This is a genomic window from Williamsia maris (assembly GCF_024171815.1).
GTDB classification, from domain to species: Bacteria; Actinomycetota; Actinomycetes; order Mycobacteriales; family Mycobacteriaceae; genus Williamsia_A; species Williamsia_A maris.
Genome location: NZ_JAMTCJ010000004.1, coordinates 75801 through 98702, shown reverse-complemented (window position 1 = coordinate 98702; position 22902 = coordinate 75801). Strand labels below are relative to the sequence as shown.

The following is a 22902-nucleotide window of genomic DNA, read 5'->3' as shown; positions in this document are numbered from 1 at the left end:
GACCACAGACAGGAGAAGCCCATGAGCCTGAATCGGCTTGATGGACAGCACCCCCATCGCGTGGTGGTCATCGGATCGGGATTCGGCGGGTTGTTCGGCACCCAACGGCTGAAGAAGGCCGATGTCGATGTCACCTTGATCGCACGCACCACACATCACCTGTTCCAGCCCATGCTCTACCAGGTCGCGACGGGAATCGTGTCGGAGGGCGAGATCGCCCCGGCCACCCGGGTGATCCTGCGGAACCAGGACAACGCACAGGTCCTCCTGGGCGACGTCGAATCCATCGACCTCGAGCGCAAGGTCGTCCGGTCGCGGCTGCTGACCCGCATCACCGAGACCCCGTTCGACAGCCTGATCATCGCCGCGGGTGCCGCCCAGTCGTACTTCGGCAACGACCAGTTCGCCGAGTTCGCGCCCGGCATGAAGACCATCGACGACGCACTCGAGTTGCGCGGCCGCATCCTCGGCGCGTTCGAGCAGGCCGAGCTGTCCGAGGATCCCGAGGAGCGAGCGCGTCTGCTCACCTTCGTGGTCGTCGGCGCCGGACCCACCGGCGTCGAGCTGGCCGGTCAGATCGCGGAGATGTCCGACAAGACCCTCAAGGACACTTTCCGCAACATCGACCCGTCGAGCGCCCGGGTGATCCTGCTCGACGCCGCGCCGTCGGTGTTGCCGCCGATGGGCGAGAACCTCGGCACCAAGGCCGCTCGGCGACTCGAGAGCATGGGCGTCGAGATCCAGCTCAACGCGATGGTCGTCGACCTGGACTACAACGGTCTGACCGTCAAGGACAAGGACGGCACCACCCGTCGCATCGAGTCGCAGTGCAAGGTGTGGTCGGCCGGTGTGGCCGCCAGCCCGCTGGGCAAGCAGCTCGCCGAGCAGAGCGGCGTCGAACTCGACCGCGCCGGTCGCGTGAAGGTGCAGCCGGACCTGTCGATCCCGGGTCACCCGAACGTCTTCGTCGTCGGCGACATGATGTCGATCGACGACGTCCCCGGCATGGCGCAGGGCGCCATCCAGGGCGGTCGGTACGCGGCGGACGCGATCAAGGCGAGCCTGTCGGGCCAGAAGCCCGAGGAACGCAGCCCGTTCAAGTACCACGACAAGGGTTCGATGGCCACGGTCTCGCGGTTCAGTGCCGTGATGAGCGTCCCGATCCCGTTCACCTCCAAGCGCTTCGAGACCGAGGGATTCTTCGCGTGGCTCGGGTGGCTGGCACTGCACCTGGTCTACATCGTCGGGTTCCGCAGCCGCCTCAGCACGATCATCGACTGGACGGTGTCGTTCACGACCCGCAGCCGCTCGCAGCTCACGGTGACCGAACAGCAGGTGTACGCGCGCACGGCGATGGATCACCTGCACCACCTCGAGTCGGAGAACAAGACCGACGAGGCCTCGGGGATACCGGCGGCGTCGGCGCCCACACCGCCCGCGGCCACGTCGACCCCTCCCTCGGAGGGCTCCGAGGTGCAGGGCACGACCGACAGCAAGGCGGCCGAGGACACCAACACCAAGGGCAAACAGCCGGCCGAGGCCGACGCGAGCTGACTCAGCTCAGATCGGTCACGCCCTGCTCGATCTGGGTGAGTGATCGTCCCAGCACCGTGGTCAGCGATCCGCCGCAGTCGAGCCGCAGGCGGGCCGCGATCATGCGTTCCGACACCGCGGCCGGATCCGTGTCCGGGTAGCGGAACGCGCTGAGTACCGCACGCTCGCCACTCGTTGCCGGGTTGCCGTCGGAGTCGAGCACGAGGCGGTGTCGCAGGGCCGGGAGGTCGTCGACGTCGACGTACAACCGGCCCTGCCAGCGTCCGCCGTCCTCGTCGTGGCGACCGAGTTGTACCCGTTCGTCGATCAGCACCGACGAGGTCGGGTCCGCGCGGACCGTCGTCGAGGTGACCAGGTCGGCGTCGGCGGCGACGATCGTCGGCAGCGGCGTGATCGCGAGGTCGGCCCCCGCGCCGACGAGCACGGTCCAGTCCATGGTCGAGGTCCGCTCGGTCAGCGACGGCAGCGCGATCGTCGCGGCGACGGTGCTCAGTCGGAGGCGGGCTCCCTCCTCGACCTCGACGGTGATGTCGACGTGGTCACCACCGAGTGGTGTCGCGGCCGTCGAGATCAGGTGCAGCGCATCGGTACCGGTCTGACGGACGGCGAGTCCGCCACTCGACCGGATCCGAGGTGAGCGCCCGAAGCGGGCGACGATGTGCACATCGGTGCGCATGCCTCAGGCCTGCGTGCCCACCCCTGCGCCCAACTCCGAACGCACCCAGGACAGCACCTCGCTCGCGGCGGGGTCGTCGGTGAGCGAGATCAACGCGGTCGGGCGCCCCTCGCGGACACGGGCGGCGTCGGTCGCCATCACGGTCAGGTCGGCACCGACGAGCGGGGCGAGGTCGGTCTTGTTGATCACCAACAGATCCGAGAACGTCACGCCCGGCCCACCCTTGCGCGGGACCTTGTCCCCGCCGGCCACGTCGATGACGAAGATCTGGACATCGATGAGACCGGTCGAGAAGGTCGCGGTGAGATTGTCGCCGCCGGATTCCACCAGGATCAGGTCCAGCGGCGGGTTCGCGGCCACCAGGTCGTCGATGGCATCGAGGTTGGCGGTGATGTCGTCGCGGATCGCGGTGTGCGGGCACCCACCGGTCTGGACGGCGGTGATCCGCTCGTCGGGCAGGACGGCGTTGCGCCGCAGGAAGTCCGCGTCCTCGGTCGTGTAGATGTCGTTGGTCAGCACGGCGACCGAGAGTTCCTCGCGCAGTTGCCGACACAGCGCGGCGACCAATGCCGTCTTCCCGGAACCCACGGGGCCGCCGATACCGATACGCAACGCCTCACCGGGTTGGCGGACACGGCGCGGCCGGTCGTGGGCGTGCGAGTGGGGTTCGCCGTCGATCAGATGCGGGGGCATGTCACCATCTTTCGGATAGTCGATCAGGATGCGAACAGCGGCATGCCGCGTCGCTCGTGGCGTTCGGCGAGTACGTCGAACAGGGGGTCGGACAGGTCGGCCAGGCCGGATGCGGCCTGCTCGGCGATGTCCTGACACAGGGGTGCGAGGTCCATCGTGATGATCGCGACGTCGGCCGGATCGAGCGCGAGGAGTCGTTGTCCGGCGGTCGCGGCACCGGTCATCGCGGTGTAGACCTGCACGAGCGCGGTGCGCCGCCCGGAGACCCCGCACAGTCGGCCGACCCGACCGGCGATCACGGGCAGATGCGATCGCGGGATGTGGTCGGCGAAGTCGTGATCGGGCCAGCGTCGGCGCGCGAGCCGGACCATTCCCCGCCCCTGACTCAGCGATGCCGCACGAGCCGCCGACGAGGGTGTGCGTGCGTCGGTCTCGCGCTGCGCGGCCGCGTCGGACAGTCGGGCATCGGCGACCGCGGCGGCGATCGACGCGGCCACGAGAGCACCGGTGGCGATCCGACGCTCGAGATACCGCCGCAACCCGGCCGCGTCGACGACCACGCGGTCGGCGATGGCCTGCTCCACGCCACCGGAGTGGACGTGGCCGCCGACCGGGAGTCGTGAGTCGGCCAGGGTGAGCATCATCGCCAGGGCGTGGTCGCCGGACGCGACATCGTCTGTGTCGGGGAGCATCTCAGAACAGGAAGTAGCGCTGGGCCATCGGCAACGACGTGGCGGGCTGCTCGGCCCACACCTCACCGTCGATCCGGACGGTGAAGGTGTCCGGGTCCACCACGATCTCGGGCTGGGCGTCGTTGAGCGGCATGTCCTTCTTGCCCACGGCCCGGACGTTCTTGACCGGTGCGAGTCGGCGTCGGAGCCCGATCCGGTCGGCGAGCCCGTCGTCGAGGGCCTGCTGGGCGACGAACGTGAGCGAGGTGTCGGCGGCCACCGGGGGCGCGGCGCCGAACATGGGGCGCGGCAACACCGGCTGCGGTGTGGGGATGGACGCGTTCGCGTCCCCCATCGCCGCCCATGCAATGGCGCCGCCCTTGACGACCACGTGGGGACGGATGCCGAAGAACGCCGGTTCCCACAGCACGAGGTCGGCGAGCTTGCCCACCTCGACCGAGCCGATCTCGTCGTCGAGGCCATGCGCGATGGCCGGACAGATCGTGTACTTCGCGATGTAGCGGCGGGCGCGGTTGTTGTCGGCGGTGGTGTCGCCCGCGAGCGACCCGCGCCGCCCCTTCATCACGTGGGCGGTCTGCCATGTCCGCAGCACCACCTCGCCGACGCGACCCATCGCCTGGGCGTCGGAGCCGATCATCGAGATGGCACCCAGGTCGTGCAGCAGATCCTCGGCGGCGATCGTCGACGGCCGGATACGGCTCTCGGCGAACGCCAGATCCTCGGGGACGCTGGGATTGAGGTGGTGGCAGACCATCAGCATGTCGAGGTGCTCGTCGAGGGTGTTGACGGTGTGCGGCCGGGTGGGGTTGGTCGAACTGGGCAGGATGTTGGGAAGGCCTGCGACGGTGATGATGTCGGGCGCGTGTCCGCCGCCTGCACCCTCGGTGTGGTACGCGTGGATGCCGCGTCCGGCGATGGCTCCGATGGTCTGCTCGACGAACCCGGCCTCGTTGAGGGTGTCGGAGTGCAGGGCCACCTGCACGCCGAACTCGTCGGCGACGCGCAGGCAGGCGTCGATCGCCGCGGGGGTGCTCCCCCAGTCCTCGTGCACCTTGAACCCGGAGGCGCCGGCGAGGATCTGCTCGCGCATCGACTCGACGCCGACGGTGTTGCCCTTGCCGAGAAGCACGATGTTCATCGGCCAGTGATCGGTCGCGGCCATCATCGACGCGAGATGCCATGCGCCGGGGGTCACGGTGGTCGCCTTGCTGCCCTCGGCCGGCCCGGTTCCGCCGCCGATCAGGGTGGTGACGCCGTTGCCCAGCGCCTCCTCCATGATCTGCGGGGCGATGAAGTGGACGTGGCAGTCGATGCCGCCCGCCGTGACGATCTTGCCGTTGCCCGCGATCACCTCGGTCGACGGGCCGATCACGAGCTGCGGGTGGACGCCGTCCATCGTGTCGGGGTTGCCCGCCTTGCCCAACGCGACGATCCGACCGTCCCGGATCCCCAGGTCGGCCTTGATGATCCCCCAGTGGTCGAGGACCACCACGCCGGTGATGACGGTGTCGGGACTGCCCTCGGCGCGGGTCGCCCGCGACTGACCCATCGATTCCCGGATGACCTTGCCGCCGCCGAAGACCGCCTCCTCGCCGGCGAGCCCGGGACCGCCACAGCGGTCCTCGGTCACCTCGATCAACAGGTCGGTGTCGGCCAGCCGGATCCGGTCACCGACGGTGGGGCCGAACAGTTCCGCGTATCGCGCTCTGCTGAGAGAGGCCATGTCAGTCCAGCTTTCCCGGAGGGTCCAGCGACAGTCCGGGGACGACCCGGGCTCCGCCGATGGGGACGAGTTCGACCTGCATCTCGATGCCGGGCTCGAAGCGCACCGCGGTGCCGGCCGGGATGTTCAGTCGCCGACCGTGTGCCTGCTCGCGGGAGAAGTCGAGCGCGGCATTGGCCTGCGGGAAGTGATAGTGGCTGCCCACCTGCACCGGGCGGTCGCCGCGGTTGACCACACTCACGGTGGTGATGTCGGCACCGGCATTGATCTCGACATCGCCCTCGGCACAGAGGATCTCACCCGGGATCACCGCGATGGACGCCGCATCGGCGCCGCCACCGGTCATGAGATCGGGTCGTGCACGGTGACCAGCTTCGTGCCGTCGGGGAAGGTCGCCTCGACCTGGACGTCGTGCAGCATCTCCGGCACGCCGGACATCACCTCGGCCCGACCGATCACCTCGCGCCCGGTCGACATCAACTCGGCCACCGACCTTCCGTCGCGGGCGCCCTCGAGCACGTGGTCGGTGATGAGGGCAACGGCCTCAGGATGATTGAGCAGCAGACCTCGCCCCTGACGTCGCCGGGCGAGCTCGGCCGCATACGAGATCATCAGCCGTTCCTGTTCGTGCAGGGACAGTCGCATGACGCCTCCCTCCGTTCTCTCCCGTGGAATGGGCTATCTCATGGTGCCACGCTGCGCGCAGCTCGGCGCGGCGTGCGACAGCTCAGCCGCCGGCCAGCGGGGCGACCCGTTCGGGTGTACACAGTGATCCGATGGCGGCCACGTGCGCGGGTTCGAACGCGTCCACACCCCACCCGCGGACCAGGACACCGGCCAACGCCCGCGCGGTGGCCGGTTCGTCCATCACACCGCCATCGGTCGCATCGCCGGTCCCGTCGGTCTCGGCGCGTTCGAGGTAGCGCTGCAGACGGGCGGTCGCCGCGGGCATGGCGTCGGCGAAGAACGTCTGCACCGCCAGCCATCGCGTGACGAGGTGCCCGGGGTGCATGTCCCACCCCTGGTAGAAGCCCCGCTCCAGCGAACGCCGGACGAGTCGGTGGTGGCGCCGCACGGCGGAGTCGACCTGCGCGGCGTCACCGGTGGGGACGATCTGCGTGGACCCGTCACAGACCCAGACGCCGGTCTGGGCGGCCGACGCGAGCATGACGGCCTTGGCGTGATCGGCGACCGGGTGTTCGAGCGACTGGTACGCCGACACGATCCCACAGGCCGCGCTGTAATCGTAGGTGCCGTAGTGCAATCCGCTCAGGCGCGGGCCGGACCGATGGATGGCCTGCGCCACGGTCGCGGTACCGGAGGCACCGACCACCGCCTGCGGGCTCTCGATCTGCAACTCGAATCGCACCGTCATCGGCGCGAGTCCGTGTGCTCGCTCGATCTCCTCGCACAGCGCGACCACCGCGTCGACCTGGGCGACCGCCCGCAGCTTCGGGACCGTGAAGACGAAGCCCTCGGGGACGCCGCCCGCGCCGTCGAGAACCGCCTCCATCGTGCGCAGGCCACGAGCCCGCTCGAGCGGGCCGAGCCCCTTGCACCGGACACCGGAGCTCAGGCGCGGGCCCGACCCCGACGCGCTCCACTGCGCCAACACCGCGCCGGCCGCCCGGGCGTGCCGGTCCTCGACCGCGTCGTCGCGCCAGCCGTAGCCGTCCTCGAGGTCGATCCGCAGATCCTCGATCGGGGCGGCCCGCAGGCGGGTGAGCATGGTGTCGACCGCGTCCTCCGAGGACAGTTCGACCAGCGTGGGTCGCACCGACTCGGCCAGTTCGACTGCACGAGCGCCCCATTGGGCGACGGTGTCGGAACCCACCGCGTCGGCGGGGACGTAGACGGTGTGCACGGGTTGGGTCTCGGCGCGTGCATCCGGGTATCCGGCGGCGAGCTCGGCGTCGACCTCGCGCAGCAGAGCGTCCATGCGCATCTGCGCGCGTGCACGCAGGCCCGTGGTGTCGATTCCTTCGGTCATCGGCCGGTCAGGACGGACGACCGTCGAGGTTCTGCAGCCGGACACGTCCCTGCGCCAGCAGGCGGTCGTCGGCGTCGGTCACGTCGACCTGCCACAGCTGCGACGACCGGCCACGGTGGATCGGCACGGCGCGACCGGTCACGACACCCGAGCGGACCGACTTGAGGAAGTCGGTGGAGTTGTTGACCCCGACGACCGTGGGCGGGAGGCCTTTCTCCTGCAGCCACATCGCGGCCGAGACACTGGCCAGCGACTCGACCAGCGCACAGTAGGTGCCGCCGTGGACGATCCCGTCGGGCTGGTGGTGCACGGAACCCGCGTCGAACGTCGCGACCGACCCGTCGCCGCTCATCGTCTGGTACTCGAAACCCAGTGTCGCGTCGAGGCCCGAGGGCTCGGTGCCGATGGACAACGGTTCGTCTGCCACGGGGGCTCCTTCACGGTCGGTGTGCCTGCGACCCTATGTCACCGTCGAACGACGACCTGCCCCGGAAAACCGGCAAGCCCCACACCCTGGGGGCGTGGGGCCTGCCGTGGCGTGGACCGGGGGTCTCTGCAGCCCTCAGGACACTCACTCGGTCCGACGTTGATCTAAAGATAGGCTACCCTTATTCATGTGTCAACAGCGGCCCAACCGGGGCGCTGCGGGGGAAACCGAACGGAGCGTCCACCCATGCGGTGGCTCCGGAAACGGACTTCATCGGTAAACTCGGGAGGATGAGCGGCTTGGGCGATCTGGAACGTGCGGTCATGGACAACCTGTGGTCCAGTGACACCCCGCAAACGGTGCGCCAGGTCCACGCGGCACTGTCCCGCGACCGCGAGCTGGCGTACACCACGGTGATGACCGTCCTGCAACGTCTGGCGAAGAAAGACCTGGTCACGCAGATCCGCGACGACCGCGCCCACCAGTACTCCCCGACCCACCCGCGCGAACACCTCGTGGCGAGCCTGATGGTCGACGCACTGAGCGAGGCCGACGAGTCCACCTCCCGCCACGCCGCACTCGTCTCGTTCGTGGGTCGGGTCGGCGCCGACGAGGCCGACGCCCTGCGCCGCGCCCTCGACGAACTCGAGGCCGCGCAGTCCGAGTCGCGGAACCGCTGAACGAGTCCGCTGATCGCTCGTGGGCACCGTCGCCACACAGGTAGAATCGGCTGATCGGCCACCGTGCCCGGTCCGTCGGACACGTACCAACAGCCGTAGGAATCGTCGATGACCGCCCTCGTATTCGGGATCTTCGCCCTGGCTCTGACAGGTCCCGTGGCGGAGTGGCTCTCCCGGGCCCGTTGGCCGTTGCACGCCCCGCGCGCCGCGATGGCCCTGTGGCAGTCGATCGCCCTCGCCGCCGTCCTCTCGGCGTTCAGCTGCGGCCTGGCGATCGCGGCGAACCTGCTGGTCCCCGGTCCCGACGGTCGCCCGACCACCAACCCGTTGGACGAGATCAAGTCGCTCGGCGTCGTGCTGTGGCTGGTCTACGTCGGCGTCTTCGCGCTCACCCTGATGATCGGCGCCCGGCTGATGTACACCACGGTGCGCGTCGGTGTCCGCACACGCGCGCGGCGTTCGGCTCATCGCCAGCTCATCGACCTCCTCGACCGGGTCGACCGCAGCCGGTCCGACCATCGGTTCCTCGCCCGCGACGTTCGCATGCTCGAGGTGGAACAGCCCATCGCCTACTGCCTCCCCGGGTTGCGCCAGCGCGTCGTCCTGAGCGAGGGCGTGATCTCCCGGTTGAGCCGCGACGAACTCGAGGCGGTCATCACCCATGAGCGGGCACACCTGCGGGCACGCCACGACCTCATCCTCGAGGCGTTCATCGCGGTCCACGCCGCCTTCCCCCGATTCATCCGCAGCAAGTCCGCGTTGGGCGCGGTCCAGCTGTTGGTCGAGGTCCTCGCCGACGACCACGCGGTCCGCGCCACCGGCCCGACGCCGCTCGGTCGGGCCCTCGTCGCCTGCGCCGACTCGGTCGCTCCGCGCGGTGCGCTCGCGGTCGGCGGCCCGACGACGCTGACCCGCGTGCAGCGGCTCAGCCACGATCGTCCGGCGCGCCTGGCCGGATTGGTCGCATATGTCGCGGCCGCGGGAATCCTGGTCCTGCCGACACTGGCCGTCGCCATCCCATGGCTCACCGAGTTGAGCAGGCTCGTCACCGCCGGATGACACCCCACCGACGCGGAGTCCGACGCATGGCACTCACGCGGAGGCAATAGGCTGGGGCACATGACACAGACTGACTCAGGCGCCGACTCCACCAGCACTGCTCGCGCACAGATCGGCGTCACCGGTCTGGCCGTCATGGGCTCCAACATCGCACGCAACTTCGCCCGCCACGGGCACACGGTCGCACTCCACAACCGCAGCATCGCCAAGACCGACGCGCTCATCGACAAGCACGGCTCCGAGGGCGACTTCGTCCGGACCGAGACGATCGAGGAGTTCATCGCCGCGCTGGAGAAGCCACGCCGCGTGTTGATCATGGTCAAGGCCGGCGACGCGACCGACGCCGTCATCAACGAGCTCGCCGACGCCATGGAGGAGGGCGACGTCATCATCGACGGCGGCAACTCGCTCTACACCGACACCATCCGTCGCGAGAAGGAGATGAGCGACCGCGGCCTCAACTTCGTCGGCGCCGGCATCTCCGGCGGCGAGGTCGGCGCGCTCGAGGGCCCGTCGATCATGCCCGGCGGCCCCAAGGAGGCCTACGAGTCACTCGGCCCGCTGCTGGAGTCGATCTCCGCGCACGTCGACGGCACACCCTGCTGCACCCACATCGGCCCCGACGGCTCCGGACACTTCGTCAAGATGGTGCACAACGGCATCGAGTACGCCGACATGCAGCTCATCGGCGAGGCCTACGACCTGCTGCGCAAGGCGCTCGACCTGCCGGTCGACAAGATCGCCGACGTGTTCCGCAACTGGAACTCCAGCGACCTCGAGAGCTACCTGATCGAGATCACCGCCGAGGTGCTCTCCCAGACCGACGACGAGACCGGGAAGCCGCTCGTCGACGTCATCGTCGACGCCGCCGGCCAGAAGGGCACCGGCCGGTGGACCGTGAAGTCCGCCCTCGACCTCGGCGTCCCGACCACGGGTATCGGCGAGGCCGTGTTCTCGCGCGCACTGTCGAGCGCGCTCGATCAGCGCAAGGCCGCCAACGGACTCGAGTCCGGCGAGCTCGGCAGCGCGCCGACCGACACCGACCAGTTCATCGACGACATCCGCTCGGCGCTCTACGCGTCGAAGGTCGTCGCCTACGCGCAGGGGTTCGACCAGATCGCCGCTGGCAGCAAGGAATACGACTGGAACCTGCACCCCGGCTCGATGGCCACCATCTGGCGCGGCGGCTGCATCATCCGGGCCCAGTTCCTCAACCGCATCGTCGAGGCGTACGACGAGAACGCCGACCTCCCCAGCCTGCTCCTCGCGCCGTACTTCCGCGACGCCGTCGAGAAGGCCGTCGACAGCTGGCGCCGCGTCGTGGTGACCGCCACCCAGATGGGTATCCCCGTCCCGGCGTTCGCATCGTCGCTGTCCTACTACGACGCCCTGCGGGCCGACCGGCTCCCCGCCGCGCTGACCCAGGGACTGCGCGACTACTTCGGCGCACACACCTACCAGCGCATCGACAAGGAGGGCACGTTCCACACGCTGTGGAGCGAAGGCCGTACCGAGGTCGAGGCCTGAGCCGGAGAGGCGACACAGTGCGTTTCATCGACGGCCACACCCCGGCCAACGATCTGACCTACGACGACGTGTTCGTCGTCCCCGGCCGCAGTGATGTGGCGTCGCGGTTCGACGTCGACCTCTCCTCGCGGGACGGTTCGGGCACCACGATCCCGATCGTGGTGGCGAACATGACCGCGGTGGCGGGCAAGCGGATGGCCGAGACGGTGGCCCGCCGCGGTGGTGTGGTGGTTTTGCCCCAGGATCTCCCGGCCGAGGCCGCCGCCGACTCCATCGCGTTCGTGAAGAGTCGCGGTCTCGTCGCCGACACCCCCGTGATCCTGTCCGCCGGTGATTCGGTCTCCGATGCGTTGGCGCTGCTCCCCAAGCGTGCGCATCGGGCCGCGGTGGTCGTGCACCCCGGGACCGGCGCGCCGCAGGGCATCGTCACCGAGGCCATGTGCGCCGACGTCGACCGGTTCGCGCGACTGTCGGAGGTGCTCGACCCGAACTTCGTGTCGATGCCCGTCGACTCGGCACCGCGCGCGGTGTTCGACGCGCTCACCGACCAGCACCTCGGGGTCGCCGTGCTGACCCACCCGGACGGATCGATGGCCGGTGTCCTCACCCGCACCGGAGCGCTGCGCACCGGGATCTACCAGCCCAACGTCGACGGGGACGGGCGGCTGCGTGTCGCCGCCGCCGTCGGCATCAACGGTGACGTGGTCGGCAAGGCGCGGGCGCTCGTCGAGGCCGGCGCCGATCTCCTCGTCGCCGACACCGCCCACGGTCACCAGGAGAAGATGCTCGCCGCGGTCGCCGCCCTGTCCGCGGCCGACCTCGGTGTTCCGATCGCCGCGGGCAACGTCGTGTCGGCGCAGGGCACCACCGACCTCATCGACGCGGGCGCGTCAATCGTGAAGGTCGGTGTCGGACCCGGCGCGATGTGCACGACCCGGATGATGACCGGTGTCGGGCGCCCCCAGTTCTCCGCGGTCACCGAGTGTTCGGCGGTCGCGCGGGCGCGCGGCGCGCATGTCTGGGCCGACGGCGGGGTCCGCCACCCGCGCGATGTCGCACTGGCCATCGCCGCCGGGGCATCGAACGTGATGATCGGGTCCTGGTTCGCCGGCACCTTCGAGTCACCGGGCGACCTCAAGACCGACCCGTCGGGCCGGTCGTACAAGGAGAGCTTCGGGATGGCGTCCAAGCGTGCGGTCGCCGCCCGCACCGCCACCGACAGCGCCTTCGACCGTGCACGCAAGGGACTCTTCGAGGAGGGCATCTCGAGTTCGCGGATCCTGCTCGACCCGGATCGCCCAGGTGTGGAGGACCTGATCGACCACATCTGCTCGGGAGTCCGCAGCACGGCGACCTACGTGGGAGCCCGAACGCTCGACGAACTACACGACAAGGTGGTCCTCGGGGTGCAGTCACCAGCCGGTTTCGCCGAGGGACGGCCCCTGCCCAGCGGTTGGTGAGGCCCGTCACCCGATACGATGGGTGTCTTGGTCATCGATTCGACACCGCGCCTTCTCGGACTCGCTCCCCGGCGCCCCATGGAGGACATCTTGGTGCCCACGGCACCCGTGCTCACGCACAGCCACATCACCCCGACATCTGAGCCGGGTCGCTGAGCATGCAGGCACTCATCCTCATCGGCAGTCTGCTGGGCTTCATCGCCCTCACACTCGGCACCGCCCTGTTCGTCGCGGCCGAGTTCTCGCTCACCGCGCTGGAGCGCTCCACCATCGAGGCCGACCGCCGGCAGCGTGACGATCGCCGCTCGCGGCAGGTCAGCCACGCGCACAAGACGCTGTCGTTCCAGCTGTCCGGCGCGCAGTTGGGCATCACGATCACCACCCTGGTCACCGGTTACATCGCCGAACCGGTTCTGGCGCAGCTGTTCTCCCCCGTGTTCGACGCGATCGGGACGTCGGAGCAGGTCACCTCGGTGGTCTCGCTCCTGCTCGCCCTGGTGATCGCCACCTCGCTGTCGATGATCCTGGGCGAGCTCATCCCGAAGAACTTCGCCATCGCACGTCCGTTGCCCACCGCGCGCGGGACGGCCGGGCCGATGACGGTGTTCTCAACCGCCTTCGGGTGGGCCATCAACGGTCTCAACGGGACGGCGAACTGGCTGGTCCGACGCCTGGGCATCGAACCGGCAGAGGAGCTGCGCTCGGCGCGCTCGCCACAGGAACTCGGATCCCTGGTGCGCAACTCGGCGCGCGAAGGGTCACTCGACCAGGGCACCGCGATCCTGGTGAACCGCTCGCTGCGCTTCGGCGAACGCACCGCCGAGGAACTGATGACACCGCGCGTCACCGTCGACGCGGTCGACGAGGACGCGAACGTCCGTGACCTCATCGTGGCCGCGTCGGAGACCGGGTTCTCCCGTTTCCCGGTGGTCGTCGACGGCGATCTCGACAACATCCGCGGGTTCGTCCACATCAAACAGGCCTTCACGGTTCCGCTGTCGGAACGCCGCACCACGCGTCTGGGCGACCTCGCCCGGCCGGTGCCGGTGGTGCCCGCGAGTCTCGACGGCGACGCGTTGATGAGCCGCATCCGGGCCGACGGCATGCAGGTCGCGGTCGTGATCGACGAATACGGCGGCACCGCGGGCATCGTCACCACCGAGGACCTCATCGAGGAGATCGTCGGTGACGTCACCGACGAACACGACGACGAGCAGGCCGATGTCCAGAAGGACGGCGAGGGCTACCTCTGCGCCGGACTGCTGCGCATCGACGAGCTGTTGGAGGCCACCGGCTACAAGGCACCCGACGGCGACTACGACACCCTCGGCGGTCTCGTCATGCACACCCTGGGTCGGCTCGCCCAGGAAGGCGACGTCGTCGACCTCCCCGAGCGCGCGGGATCCGACGACGACGAGAGCGGCAACGACCCCATGCCGGTGGTGCCGAAGTGGCGGGCGCGGGTGGTCCGGATGGACGGCCGCCGCATCGACATGGTGGCCATCGAACCGATCCCCGAGGATCAACGGAACGCCGACGGCACCGACACCGACACCGACGAGGAGGTCAGCTCGTGAACGACCTCCTCGGCGTCCTGCTCGCCGTGCTCCTGCTGGCGGGCAACGCCTTCTTCGTCGGCGCCGAGTTCTCGCTCATCTCCGCCCGCCGCGACCGACTCGAGGCCCTGGCCGACGAGGGCAAACGCCGGGCGCTGACGGTCATCCGTGCCGGCCAACAACTCTCGCTCATGCTCGCCGGAGCGCAGCTGGGCATCACCATCTGTTCGATCCTGCTGGGTCGTGTCGGTGAGCCTGCAGTGGCGCATCTGATCGAGAAGCCAATGGACCTCCTCGGTGTGCCCGAGAGCTTCCTGCACCCGATCGGTTTCGCGATCGCCCTCGCCCTGGTCGTCGTGCTGCACATCCTGCTCGGCGAGATGGTGCCCAAGAACATCGCGCTGGCCGGTCCCGAGAAGTCGGCGATGCTGCTGGTGCCCGCGCATCTGGCGTTCATCAAGCTGGCCCGCCCGCTCATCTCCTTCTACAACCTCGCCGCGAACCTGTCGTTGCGCGCCATCCGGGTGGAACCCAAGGACGAGCTCGACGCGACGGTCTCGGCGGGCGAACTCGCCGCGATGATCGGTGAGTCCCGCGAGGAGGGGCTGATCGACGCCGAGGAGCACGACCGTCTCACCCGCGCGCTGCAGACCACCGGTCGGACCGTCGTCGAGGTGGCGATCGGACTCGACGAATTGCGCAGTGTGCGGGTCACCGCCGACCCGGTGACCGGTCGGTCCGGCCCCACGTTGGGGTCGATCGAGCGGGCCGTCTCCGACACCGGCTTCTCGCGGTTCCCGGTGCGCGGTTCCGACGGCGCCTACACCGGATACCTGCATCTCAAGGACGTGCTCGACGAGATCCTCGACGACGACATCGGGCAGGACTCGATCATCGGCGTCGACAAGATCCGCCCGCTGCCGGTCATCTCCGGCGACACCTCGCTCGACGAGGCCACCGCCGCCCTGCGCCGGACCAGCGCCCACCTCGGCGCGGTCGTCGACGTCAACGGGCGCACGGTCGGCATCGTCGCGCTCGAGGACCTCGTCGAGGAGTTCGTCGGCACCGTGCGAGACGAGACGCACCGGATCTGATGGCGGTCCAGGGACTTCGCGTGCGCCTGTGCGCGTCCGACATCGCCGAGCGGACCGAGCGGCACCGTGGTCGGGTGGGTCGTGTGCTCGACGACCATCCGGCACGGACGCGCGACGGGTCGCCGCACCCGGTGTGGGATTTCCTGTTCCGCTACTACAGCCACAAACCCGCGCTGTTGATGCGCTGGCACCCCGGCTATGGCGTCGACCTCGACATGCCGACCGAACACGCCGACTACCCGCACTACGTGCCGTCCGCGGATGGGGATGCCGTCACCGTCGACCCGGCGTATCTCGAGACCCGCTCCCGGACCGTCGGGTTCGTCGACGGTCTCCTTCGCGCCACCGCCGACCGAGCGCCCCGCCTCAACTGCTTCGGGATGCACGAATGGGCGATGGTCTACCGCGCACCGGCCTCCGACATCCGGCACCGGACGCCCCTGCGGCTGTCGGCCGCCGACACCGACGCCGCGGTCGAGGCCAGTGAGCTGCGGTGTACCCATTTCGACGCTTTCCGGTTCTTCACCGAGCCGGCGGGCCCGCGCAACCTGATGTCGTTGACGCGCGAGACACAGGTCGACTCCGAGCAGCCCGGCTGCGTCCATGCGGGCATGGACCTCTACAAATGGGCCTACAAGTTGAGCCCGCTGATCGGCTCCGACCTGGTCGTGGACGCACTCGAGGTCGCGTTCGACCTCCGCGAGTTGGACATGCGGGCGAGCCCGTACGACTTCGCCGCGCTGGGCTTCGCCCCCATCGCGGTGGAGACGCCCGCCGGACGTGCGGAATACGTCCGTCAGCAGGCGACGTTGACCGATCACGCGGCGCTGATCCGGCGCCGACTGATCGACAGTTGTGCCGGTCTGATCGACCGCCAACCTCCCCGCTGACGGCTTGTTACTCCCAAGTAGCCTGGCAACGTACATTCCGCTGTTTCGACGACGAGAAGTGAGGCAACCATGTCCGAGCGCGTCACGGTGAACGGGGTGCAGGTCGCATCCGTTCTCTACGACTTCATCAACTCCGAGGCCCTTCCCGGGACCGGTGTGGATCAGGACGCTTTCTGGACCGGTGCCGCCGCCGTGATCACCGATCTCGCGCCGCGCAACCGCGAGCTCCTCGAGATCCGCGAGTCGCTGCAGGCCAAGATCGACGCCTGGCACCACGACAACACCTTCGAGCCGGTCGCCTACAAGGAGTTCCTCACCGAGATCGGCTACCTCGCGCCGGTGCCCGAGGACTTCCAGATCACGACCGACAACGTCGACACCGAGATCACCAGCACCGCGGGCCCGCAGCTCGTGGTCCCCGTCCTCAACGCCCGCTTCGCGCTGAACGCGTCGAACGCGCGGTGGGGCTCGCTGTACGACGCGCTCTACGGCACCGACGCCATCTCCGAGGCCGACGGCGCCGAGAAGGGCACGTCCTACAACAAGGTGCGCGGCGACAAGGTCATCGCCTACGCCAAGAACGTCCTGGACTACGCCGCGGCGCTGGAGGACGGCTCGTGGACGTCGGTGACGAAACTGCACATCGACGGATCCGCTCTGGTCGTCACCCTCGACGGCGGCAGCACCACGTCGCTCGCCGACCCGAACGCGTTCGCGGGCTACCTCGGCGACGCCGCGGCTCCCACCGGGGTCCTGGTGCGTCACAACGGACTTCATCTCGAGGTCCAGATCGATGCCGATTCCCCGATCGGGTCCACCGACCCGGCGGGCGTCAAGGACGTCCTCGTCGAGTCGGCGATCACCACGATCATGGACTTCGAGGACTCCGTCGCGGCCGTCGACGCCGACGACAAGGTGCTCGGTTACCGCAACTGGCTCGGCCTCAACCGCGGCGACCTGTCCGAAGAGGTCGCCAAGGGCGGCAAGACCTTCACGCGCGTGCTCAACCCCGACCGCGTCTACACCGCACCGGACGGCGGCGAGCTGTCGTTGCCGGGTCGCTCGCTGCTGTTCGTCCGCAACGTCGGCCACCTGATGACCAACGACGCGATCCTCGACGCCGACGGCAACGAGGTCGGCGAGGGCATCCTCGATGCGTTGTTCACCTCGCTGATCGGCGTCCACGGCATGAGTGCCGACGGTCTGCAGAACTCGCGCACCGGATCCATCTACATCGTCAAGCCGAAGATGCACGGCCCCGACGAGGTCGCCTTCACCGCCGAACTGTTCGGTCGCGTCGAGACGGTTCTCGGGTTGCCGGAGAACACCATCAAGGTCGGGATCATGGACGAGGAGCGCCGCACCACGGTCAACCTCAAGGCCTGTATCGCCGCGGCGTCCGAGCGCGTCGTCTTCATCAACACCGGCTTCCTCGACCGCACCGGCGACGAGATCCACACCTCCATGGAGGCGGGCGCCGTCGTGCGCAAGGCGGAGATGAAGTCGCAGACCTGGATCAAGGCCTACGAGGACTTCAACGTCGACACCGGCCTGCACGCAGGTCTGCAACACCGTGCGCAGATCGGCAAGGGCATGTGGGCCATGCCGGATCTGATGGCCGACATGCTCGAGCAGAAGATCGGCCACCCCAAGGCCGGCGCGAACACCGCGTGGGTGCCGTCGCCGACCGCGGCGACCCTGCACGCTCTGCACTACCACCAGATCGATGTGTTCGAGCGCCAGGACGAGATCGCCAAGCGTGATCCGGCGTCGGTCGACGACATCCTGACCATCCCGCTCGCACCGAAGACCGACTGGTCCGACGAGGAGAAGCAGCAGGAGCTCGACAACAACTGCCAGTCGATCCTCGGCTACGTGGTCCGGTGGATCGACGCCGGCGTCGGTTGCTCGAAGGTCCCCGACATCCACGACGTCGCGCTCATGGAGGACCGTGCGACGCTGCGGATCTCGAGCCAGCTGCTCGCCAACTGGATCCGTCACGGTGTCGTCTCCGAGGCCGACGTGGTCGCGTCGCTCGAGCGGATGGCGCCGGTGGTCGACCGACAGAACTCGTCGGACCCCACCTACCGGCCGCTGGCACCGGATTTCGACTCCAACATCGCCTTCCAGGCGGCCAAGGAGCTGATCGTGTCCGGGACGACGCAGCCGAGCGGCTACACCGAGCCGATCCTGCATCGGCGTCGTCGCGAGTACAAGGCCGCGAACGCCTGAGCGGGACGACTATCCTCGCCTGTCATGGGCCAACATCGCACCGATGACACACGACGCCGCGGCATCAGCCGCGGCGTCGTGTTCGGTTTCCTGGCGATCGTGGTCGTCGCGGTGCTGGTGGTCGTGTGGGTCGTCCTGGGCAACCGGATCTCCGCCGACGGGGACGATGCGGCCAAGGCCTGCGTCGAGGGGCCGGCCACGGTCACCGTCCTGGCCGATCCCGCCCTCGCGACACCGCTGAACACCATCGCCGGCGCCTACAACGCGACCAAACCGGTGGTGCGCGACCAATGCATCACCGTCACCGTGGCACCGCAGGACGCGAAGGTCACGCTCGACGGACTCTCCGGCACCTGGGACACCGAGTCCATGGGCCCCTACCCGGCGGCCTGGGTGCCGGCGTCGTCGGTGTGGAGCGCGCAGCTTCTCACCGCCCGTTCGGCGGTCGTCGACGGCAACCCCGAGTCGCTGGTGACATCGCCGGTCGTTCTCGCGGTGGCCCCCGAACTCGCGCGGGCGGCCGGTTCCACGGTGGGGTGGCTCGACATCCCCACATTGGCGCGCCGCGACAACAGCCTCGACGATCTCGGTCTGCGCGGGTGGGGGTCGTTGAAGATGGCGCTCGCCGCCGGACCCGGCAGCGACGCGAGTGTGCTCGCGGCCGAGGCCATCGCCACGCAGGTGTCGCGGACGACTACCGGCGGACTCACCGCCGCCGACGCCGACTCGGCCACGGTCACCTCGACGCTGACCGATTTGCGCAGGCGCGCACCGACACCCACCGACGGTGTCGCCACCGGGGCACTGCCCACCATCGCGAACTCCGGCAACCCGGCGGCCGCATCGATTCACGCCATTCCGATCACCGAGCAGGCGTTGTACGCGGCCACCCGCACCGACACCTCCCCCGGCGTCGTCGAGCTGCTGCCCGACGGTCCGACCCCGATGGCCGACTACCCCGTCATCGACCTCACGGGTCAGCAGGTCAGCGCGGCGCAGGCCGAGGCGGTCACCCGATTCTTCGACTTCGCCCGCACACCGGAGCAGCTGAAATCCATCACCGCACTTGGTTTCCGCGGCAACGCTCCGCTACCGGCGGCCACGGCGGCGGTGACCTTCCCGGTCACGAACAACCCCATGCCCGCACCGGAGCCGGCCGCGGCAGCGACCATCGCGAAGATCATCCTCGGCGGCTGAAGACAGCAACGCCATCAAGGTAGGTTGTCTGTCGGTTGTGCGAGGGTCCACTTCATGACGACTGATCTCGCCGGTGCGACCACGCAAGCCGTCCCGTGGGGAGCCTTTGGCGCTTATTTCTTTCTCGCGTCCGGCGTTTACCTTCTGTCCGAGGGCCTGGCGAAGGGGCTCGTCGGGCTCTCATCACGTATGACAGTGATCAGCAAAAGTATTGAGGTGGGCACCAAAGTCTCATCCGGCGCGTGGTTCGTGTTCTGGGCGTGGACCTGGTTGGACGATTCGACCAGTCACGGCAACGGCGGGCCCGGCTCATTTGTTCTCTTACAGGTTGTGTTCATAGCAGTTGCATCTGCTCTTTTCGGTCTCGTATCGACGGCTATGACCAAATTCCGCCTAGAGAGCCCGGATCAACCCCCTCGTTCTACCCAAATCCGCTTCCGCGACCCCAATCCTGATCGCGGGAACGGAATCGAGTCGCGCGAACCGGCCTGTCGCCACAGCCCACACCGCTCAGGGTAGATAGACGCGCCACACAGCCACCGGACGCCAGCCACGTGGTTTGTGTACCCCGAGCGGCTTCGAACTCAGGCCTCTACAGGGTCGCTGAACGCCTCGATGGGCGGGCAGCTGCAGACCAGGTTGCGGTCGCCGTAGACGCCATCGATACGACGGACCGACGGCCACACCTTGTCGCGTGCCCCGGACGAGGGACGCCCGCTCGGGAACGCGGCGACCTCACGTGAGTACGGGTGGTCCCACGTGTCGGCGACGAGGCATTCCGCTGTGTGCGGCGCGCCGCGCAGCGGGTTGTCGTCCACCGACCAGGTGCCGTCGGCGACGAGTTCGATCTCGGCCTTGATCTCGACCATCGCGTCACAGAACGCGTCGATCTCGTCGAGGTTCTCGCTCTCGGTGGGCTCGACCATGAGCGTGCCGGAGACCGGGAAGCTCATCGTCGGTGCGTGGAACCCGTAGTCGGCCAAGCGCTTGGCGACATCGTCGACGGTGACGCCGGTGGCCTTTGTGATCGGACGCAGGTCGAGGATGCACTCGTGTGCGACGGTGCCGTCGTGCCCGGTGTAGAGGACCGGGTAGTGGTCACCGAGACGCTTGGCGATGTAGTTCGCCGACGCGATCGCGGTCAGCGTCGCCCGCCGCAGTCCCTCGGCGCCCATCATCAGGATGTAGGCGTAGGTGATCGGCAGGATCGACGCCGATCCGTACGGCGCACCCGAGATCGTCAGCGCGCCCGGCAGATCGTCGTCGAGCGGGTGGCCGGGCAGGAACTCGGCGAGATGCTCGCGCACCCCGATCGGTCCGACACCGGGTCCGCCGCCGCCGTGCGGGATGCAGAACGTCTTGTGCAGGTTGAGGTGGCTGACGTCGCCACCGAAACGACCCGGGCGGGCAACGCCGACAAGGGCGTTGAGGTTCGCGCCGTCGACGTAGACCTGTCCGCCCGCGTCGTGCACGGCCGAGCAGATCTCGCGGACCTCGTGCTCGAAGACGCCATGGGTCGACGGGTAGGTGATCATGATCGCCGCCAGCGACTCCGCGTGGGTGGCGATCTTCTCCTTGAGGTCGGCGGTGTCGACGTCACCGTTCGCGCGGCACGCGACCACGACCACCCGCATACCCGCCATGACCGCGGACGCGGCGTTGGTGCCGTGCGCGCTCGACGGGATCAGGCAGATGTCCCGGGCCTCGTCACCACGACTGAGGTGGTACTTGCGGATGGCGAGCAGGCCGGCGTACTCACCCTGCGATCCGGCGTTCGGCTGCAGGCTGACCCGGTCGTACCCGGTGATCTCCGACAGCCAGTTCTCCAGCCGCGAGATCATGGTGTGCATCCCGACGACGTCCGACTTCGGTGCGAACGGGTGCAGGTTCGCGATCTCCGGCCAGGTGATCGGCTCCATCTCGGCGGCCGCGTTGAGCTTCATGGTGCACGAGCCGAGCGGGATCATGCTGCGGTCGAGCGCGATGTCCTTGTCGGACAGTCGACGCAGGTACCGCAGCATCGCCGTCTCGGTGTGGTACCGACCGAACGCGGGATGGGTGAGGAATTCGGTGGTGCGTGAGCCGAACTCGGCATCGCGCGGCTCCGCGGCCGAGACACCGAAGGCCTCGATGACGGAGTCGACATGGGCGTCGATCGTCGTCTCGTCGCACGCGATACCGACATGGTCGTCGTCGACGAACCGTAGGTTGACGCCGCTGGTCTTGGCTGCGGCGACCACGTCGGACGCACGGCCGGGAACCCGTGCGAGCACGGTGTCGAAGAACGTGTCGTGGACGACGGCGTCACCGAGGGCGGCGGCGATGCGAGCGGCGTGGGCGTGGGTACGGCGTGCGATGGCGGTCAGCCCCTTGGGGCCGTGGTAGCTCGCGTACATGGCAGCGAGGACGGCGAGCAGGACCTGCGCGGTGCAGATGTTGCTGGTCGCCTTCTCACGACGGATGTGCTGCTCGCGGGTCTGCAGCGACAACCGGTACGCCAGGTTCCCGTCGGCGTCCTTCGACACCCCGACAAGGCGACCCGGCAGCTGTCGCGCGTGCGCGCTGCGCACCGAGAGGTACCCCGCGTGGGGTCCGCCAAAGCCCATCGGCACGCCGAAGCGCTGGGTGGTCCCGAAGCAGACGTCGGCGCCCTGTTCCCCGGGAGGGGTGATGAGCGTGAGAGCGAGAAGATCGGCGCCGACGGCGACGAGGGCGCCCCGTTCGTGCGCCGCTGCGATGATCGGGGCGGCGTCGATGACGGCGCCGGACGCCGCGGGCACCTGCAGCAACACGCCGTAGAAGTCACCGTCGGGCAGCCCGGCGGTGAGATCGGCACGGACGACCTCGATGCCCAGCGGCTCGGCGCGGGTCTCGATGACGGCCAGGGTCTGGGGGAACAGGTCGGTGTCGACGACGAATCGCGGCGACTTGTTCTTGTTGGCGCGACGCAGCAGCGTCATCGCCTCGGCGGCGGCGGTCGACTCGTCGAGCATCGACGCGTTCGCCACGTCCATGCCGGTCAGGTCGGAGACCATCGTCTGGAAGTTGAGCAACGCCTCGAGTCGTCCCTGGCTGATCTCGGGCTGGTACGGGGTGTACGCGGTGTACCAGGCGGGGTTCTCGATGAGCGAGCGCCGCAGCACGGCCGGCGTGTGTGTGCCGTAGTAGCCCAGGCCGATCATCGAGGTCGCGACGGTGTTCTGCGACGCGAGCGCTGCGAGTTCGGCCAGCGCCTCGACCTCGGTGGCCGCGGGCGGCAGCACGTCGAGACCGTTGTCGTCGGCGGGATCGGCGATCGAGGCGGGGACCACCGCGGACGCGAGGTCCTCGAGCGAGGACACGTCGAGGAGCGCGAGGATGCGCGCGAGGTCGTCGGAATCGGGGCCGACATGACGATCGGCGAAGACATCGGAATGTTGCACCACGGGAGAACCTTTGCGCCGAGTCCGACA

20 protein-coding genes are annotated in these 22902 nt (G+C 68.8%); 11 read left to right on the top strand and 9 right to left on the bottom strand.

Going from position 1 to position 22902, the window contains the following annotated elements; genetic code table 11:
- Window positions 1–21 precede the first annotated feature (21 nt).
- The gene (locus LX13_RS19065; protein ID WP_253662913.1) at window positions 22–1554 is read left to right on the top strand and encodes an NAD(P)/FAD-dependent oxidoreductase; all 1533 of its coding nucleotides are present in this window, start codon (window positions 22–24) and stop codon (window positions 1552–1554) included.
- A gap of 1 nt (window position 1555) precedes the next feature.
- Here LX13_RS19065 and LX13_RS19060 read toward each other — a convergent pair whose 3' ends face one another.
- The 8 genes from LX13_RS19060 to LX13_RS19025 form a co-directional block, all read right to left on the bottom strand.
- Window positions 1556–2230 (bottom strand): urease accessory protein UreD, encoded by a 675-nt coding sequence (locus LX13_RS19060; RefSeq protein WP_253662912.1) that lies wholly within the window; start codon window positions 2228–2230, stop codon window positions 1556–1558.
- A gap of 3 nt (window positions 2231–2233) precedes the next feature.
- Window positions 2234–2923 carry an urease accessory protein UreG gene (gene ureG / locus LX13_RS19055; protein ID WP_253662911.1) on the bottom strand — a complete coding sequence of 230 codons (690 nt, stop codon included), beginning with the start codon at window positions 2921–2923 and terminating at the stop codon, window positions 2234–2236.
- A gap of 23 nt (window positions 2924–2946) precedes the next feature.
- Window positions 2947–3615, bottom strand: coding sequence for an urease accessory protein UreF (locus LX13_RS19050; protein ID WP_253662910.1), 669 nt, complete (start codon window positions 3613–3615; stop codon window positions 2947–2949).
- Between the two features lies 1 nt (window position 3616).
- A complete protein-coding gene (locus LX13_RS19045) occupies window positions 3617–5338 on the bottom strand; it encodes an urease subunit alpha (protein WP_253662909.1) in 1722 nt (573 codons plus the stop codon).
- Between the two features lies 1 nt (window position 5339).
- A complete protein-coding gene (locus tag LX13_RS19040) occupies window positions 5340–5684 on the bottom strand; it encodes an urease subunit beta (protein ID WP_253662908.1) in 345 nt (114 codons plus the stop codon).
- On the bottom strand, window positions 5681–5983 hold the full coding sequence (locus tag LX13_RS19035) for an urease subunit gamma (RefSeq protein ID WP_253662907.1): 303 nt from the start codon (window positions 5981–5983) through the stop codon (window positions 5681–5683). The genes LX13_RS19040 and LX13_RS19035 overlap by 4 nt, the downstream gene beginning before the upstream one ends.
- Before the next feature lie 82 nt (window positions 5984–6065).
- A complete protein-coding gene (locus LX13_RS19030; RefSeq protein WP_253662906.1) occupies window positions 6066–7328 on the bottom strand; it encodes a DUF6986 family protein in 1263 nt (420 codons plus the stop codon).
- A gap of 7 nt (window positions 7329–7335) precedes the next feature.
- A complete protein-coding gene (locus LX13_RS19025; RefSeq protein WP_253662905.1) occupies window positions 7336–7755 on the bottom strand; it encodes a PaaI family thioesterase in 420 nt (139 codons plus the stop codon).
- Between the two features lie 290 nt (window positions 7756–8045).
- Here LX13_RS19025 and LX13_RS19020 point away from each other — a divergent pair, with 290 nt between their 5' ends.
- The 10 genes from LX13_RS19020 (at window position 8046) to LX13_RS18975 (ending at window position 19969) form a co-directional block, all read left to right on the top strand.
- Window positions 8046–8435 carry a BlaI/MecI/CopY family transcriptional regulator gene (locus LX13_RS19020; protein WP_253662904.1) on the top strand — a complete coding sequence of 130 codons (390 nt, stop codon included), beginning with the start codon at window positions 8046–8048 and terminating at the stop codon, window positions 8433–8435.
- Between the two features lie 108 nt (window positions 8436–8543).
- On the top strand, window positions 8544–9494 hold the full coding sequence (locus tag LX13_RS19015) for a M56 family metallopeptidase (RefSeq protein WP_253662903.1): 951 nt from the start codon (window positions 8544–8546) through the stop codon (window positions 9492–9494).
- 60 nt (window positions 9495–9554) lie between these two features.
- Complete coding sequence (gnd, locus tag LX13_RS19010) at window positions 9555–11021, top strand: NADP-dependent phosphogluconate dehydrogenase (RefSeq protein WP_253662902.1); 1467 nt, start codon at window positions 9555–9557, stop codon at window positions 11019–11021.
- 17 nt (window positions 11022–11038) lie between these two features.
- The gene (gene guaB1 / locus LX13_RS19005) at window positions 11039–12481 is read left to right on the top strand and encodes a GMP reductase (RefSeq protein ID WP_253662901.1); all 1443 of its coding nucleotides are present in this window, start codon (window positions 11039–11041) and stop codon (window positions 12479–12481) included.
- Window positions 12482–12639: 158 nt separating this feature from the next.
- Window positions 12640–14058, top strand: coding sequence for a hemolysin family protein (locus LX13_RS19000; RefSeq protein ID WP_253662900.1), 1419 nt, complete (start codon window positions 12640–12642; stop codon window positions 14056–14058).
- A complete protein-coding gene (locus LX13_RS18995) occupies window positions 14055–15131 on the top strand; it encodes a hemolysin family protein (protein ID WP_253662899.1) in 1077 nt (358 codons plus the stop codon). The genes LX13_RS19000 and LX13_RS18995 overlap by 4 nt, the downstream gene beginning before the upstream one ends.
- Window positions 15131–16021 (top strand): 3-methyladenine DNA glycosylase, encoded by an 891-nt coding sequence (locus LX13_RS18990; protein ID WP_253662898.1) that lies wholly within the window; start codon window positions 15131–15133, stop codon window positions 16019–16021. The genes LX13_RS18995 and LX13_RS18990 overlap by 1 nt, the downstream gene beginning before the upstream one ends.
- Window positions 16022–16090: 69 nt before the next feature.
- Complete coding sequence (locus tag LX13_RS18985; protein ID WP_253662897.1) at window positions 16091–18253, top strand: malate synthase G; 2163 nt, start codon at window positions 16091–16093, stop codon at window positions 18251–18253.
- A 24-nt stretch (window positions 18254–18277) separates the two neighbouring features.
- Window positions 18278–19450, top strand: a complete 1173-nt coding sequence (locus tag LX13_RS18980) for a substrate-binding domain-containing protein (protein WP_253662896.1) — start codon at window positions 18278–18280, stop codon at window positions 19448–19450.
- Window positions 19451–19504: 54 nt separating this feature from the next.
- The gene (locus tag LX13_RS18975) at window positions 19505–19969 is read left to right on the top strand and encodes a hypothetical protein (protein WP_253662895.1); all 465 of its coding nucleotides are present in this window, start codon (window positions 19505–19507) and stop codon (window positions 19967–19969) included.
- Window positions 19970–20034: 65 nt separating this feature from the next.
- Here LX13_RS18975 and gcvP read toward each other — a convergent pair whose 3' ends face one another.
- On the bottom strand, window positions 20035–22875 hold the full coding sequence (gcvP, locus tag LX13_RS18970; RefSeq protein WP_253662894.1) for an aminomethyl-transferring glycine dehydrogenase: 2841 nt from the start codon (window positions 22873–22875) through the stop codon (window positions 20035–20037).
- Between the last annotated feature and the right edge of the window lie 27 nt (window positions 22876–22902).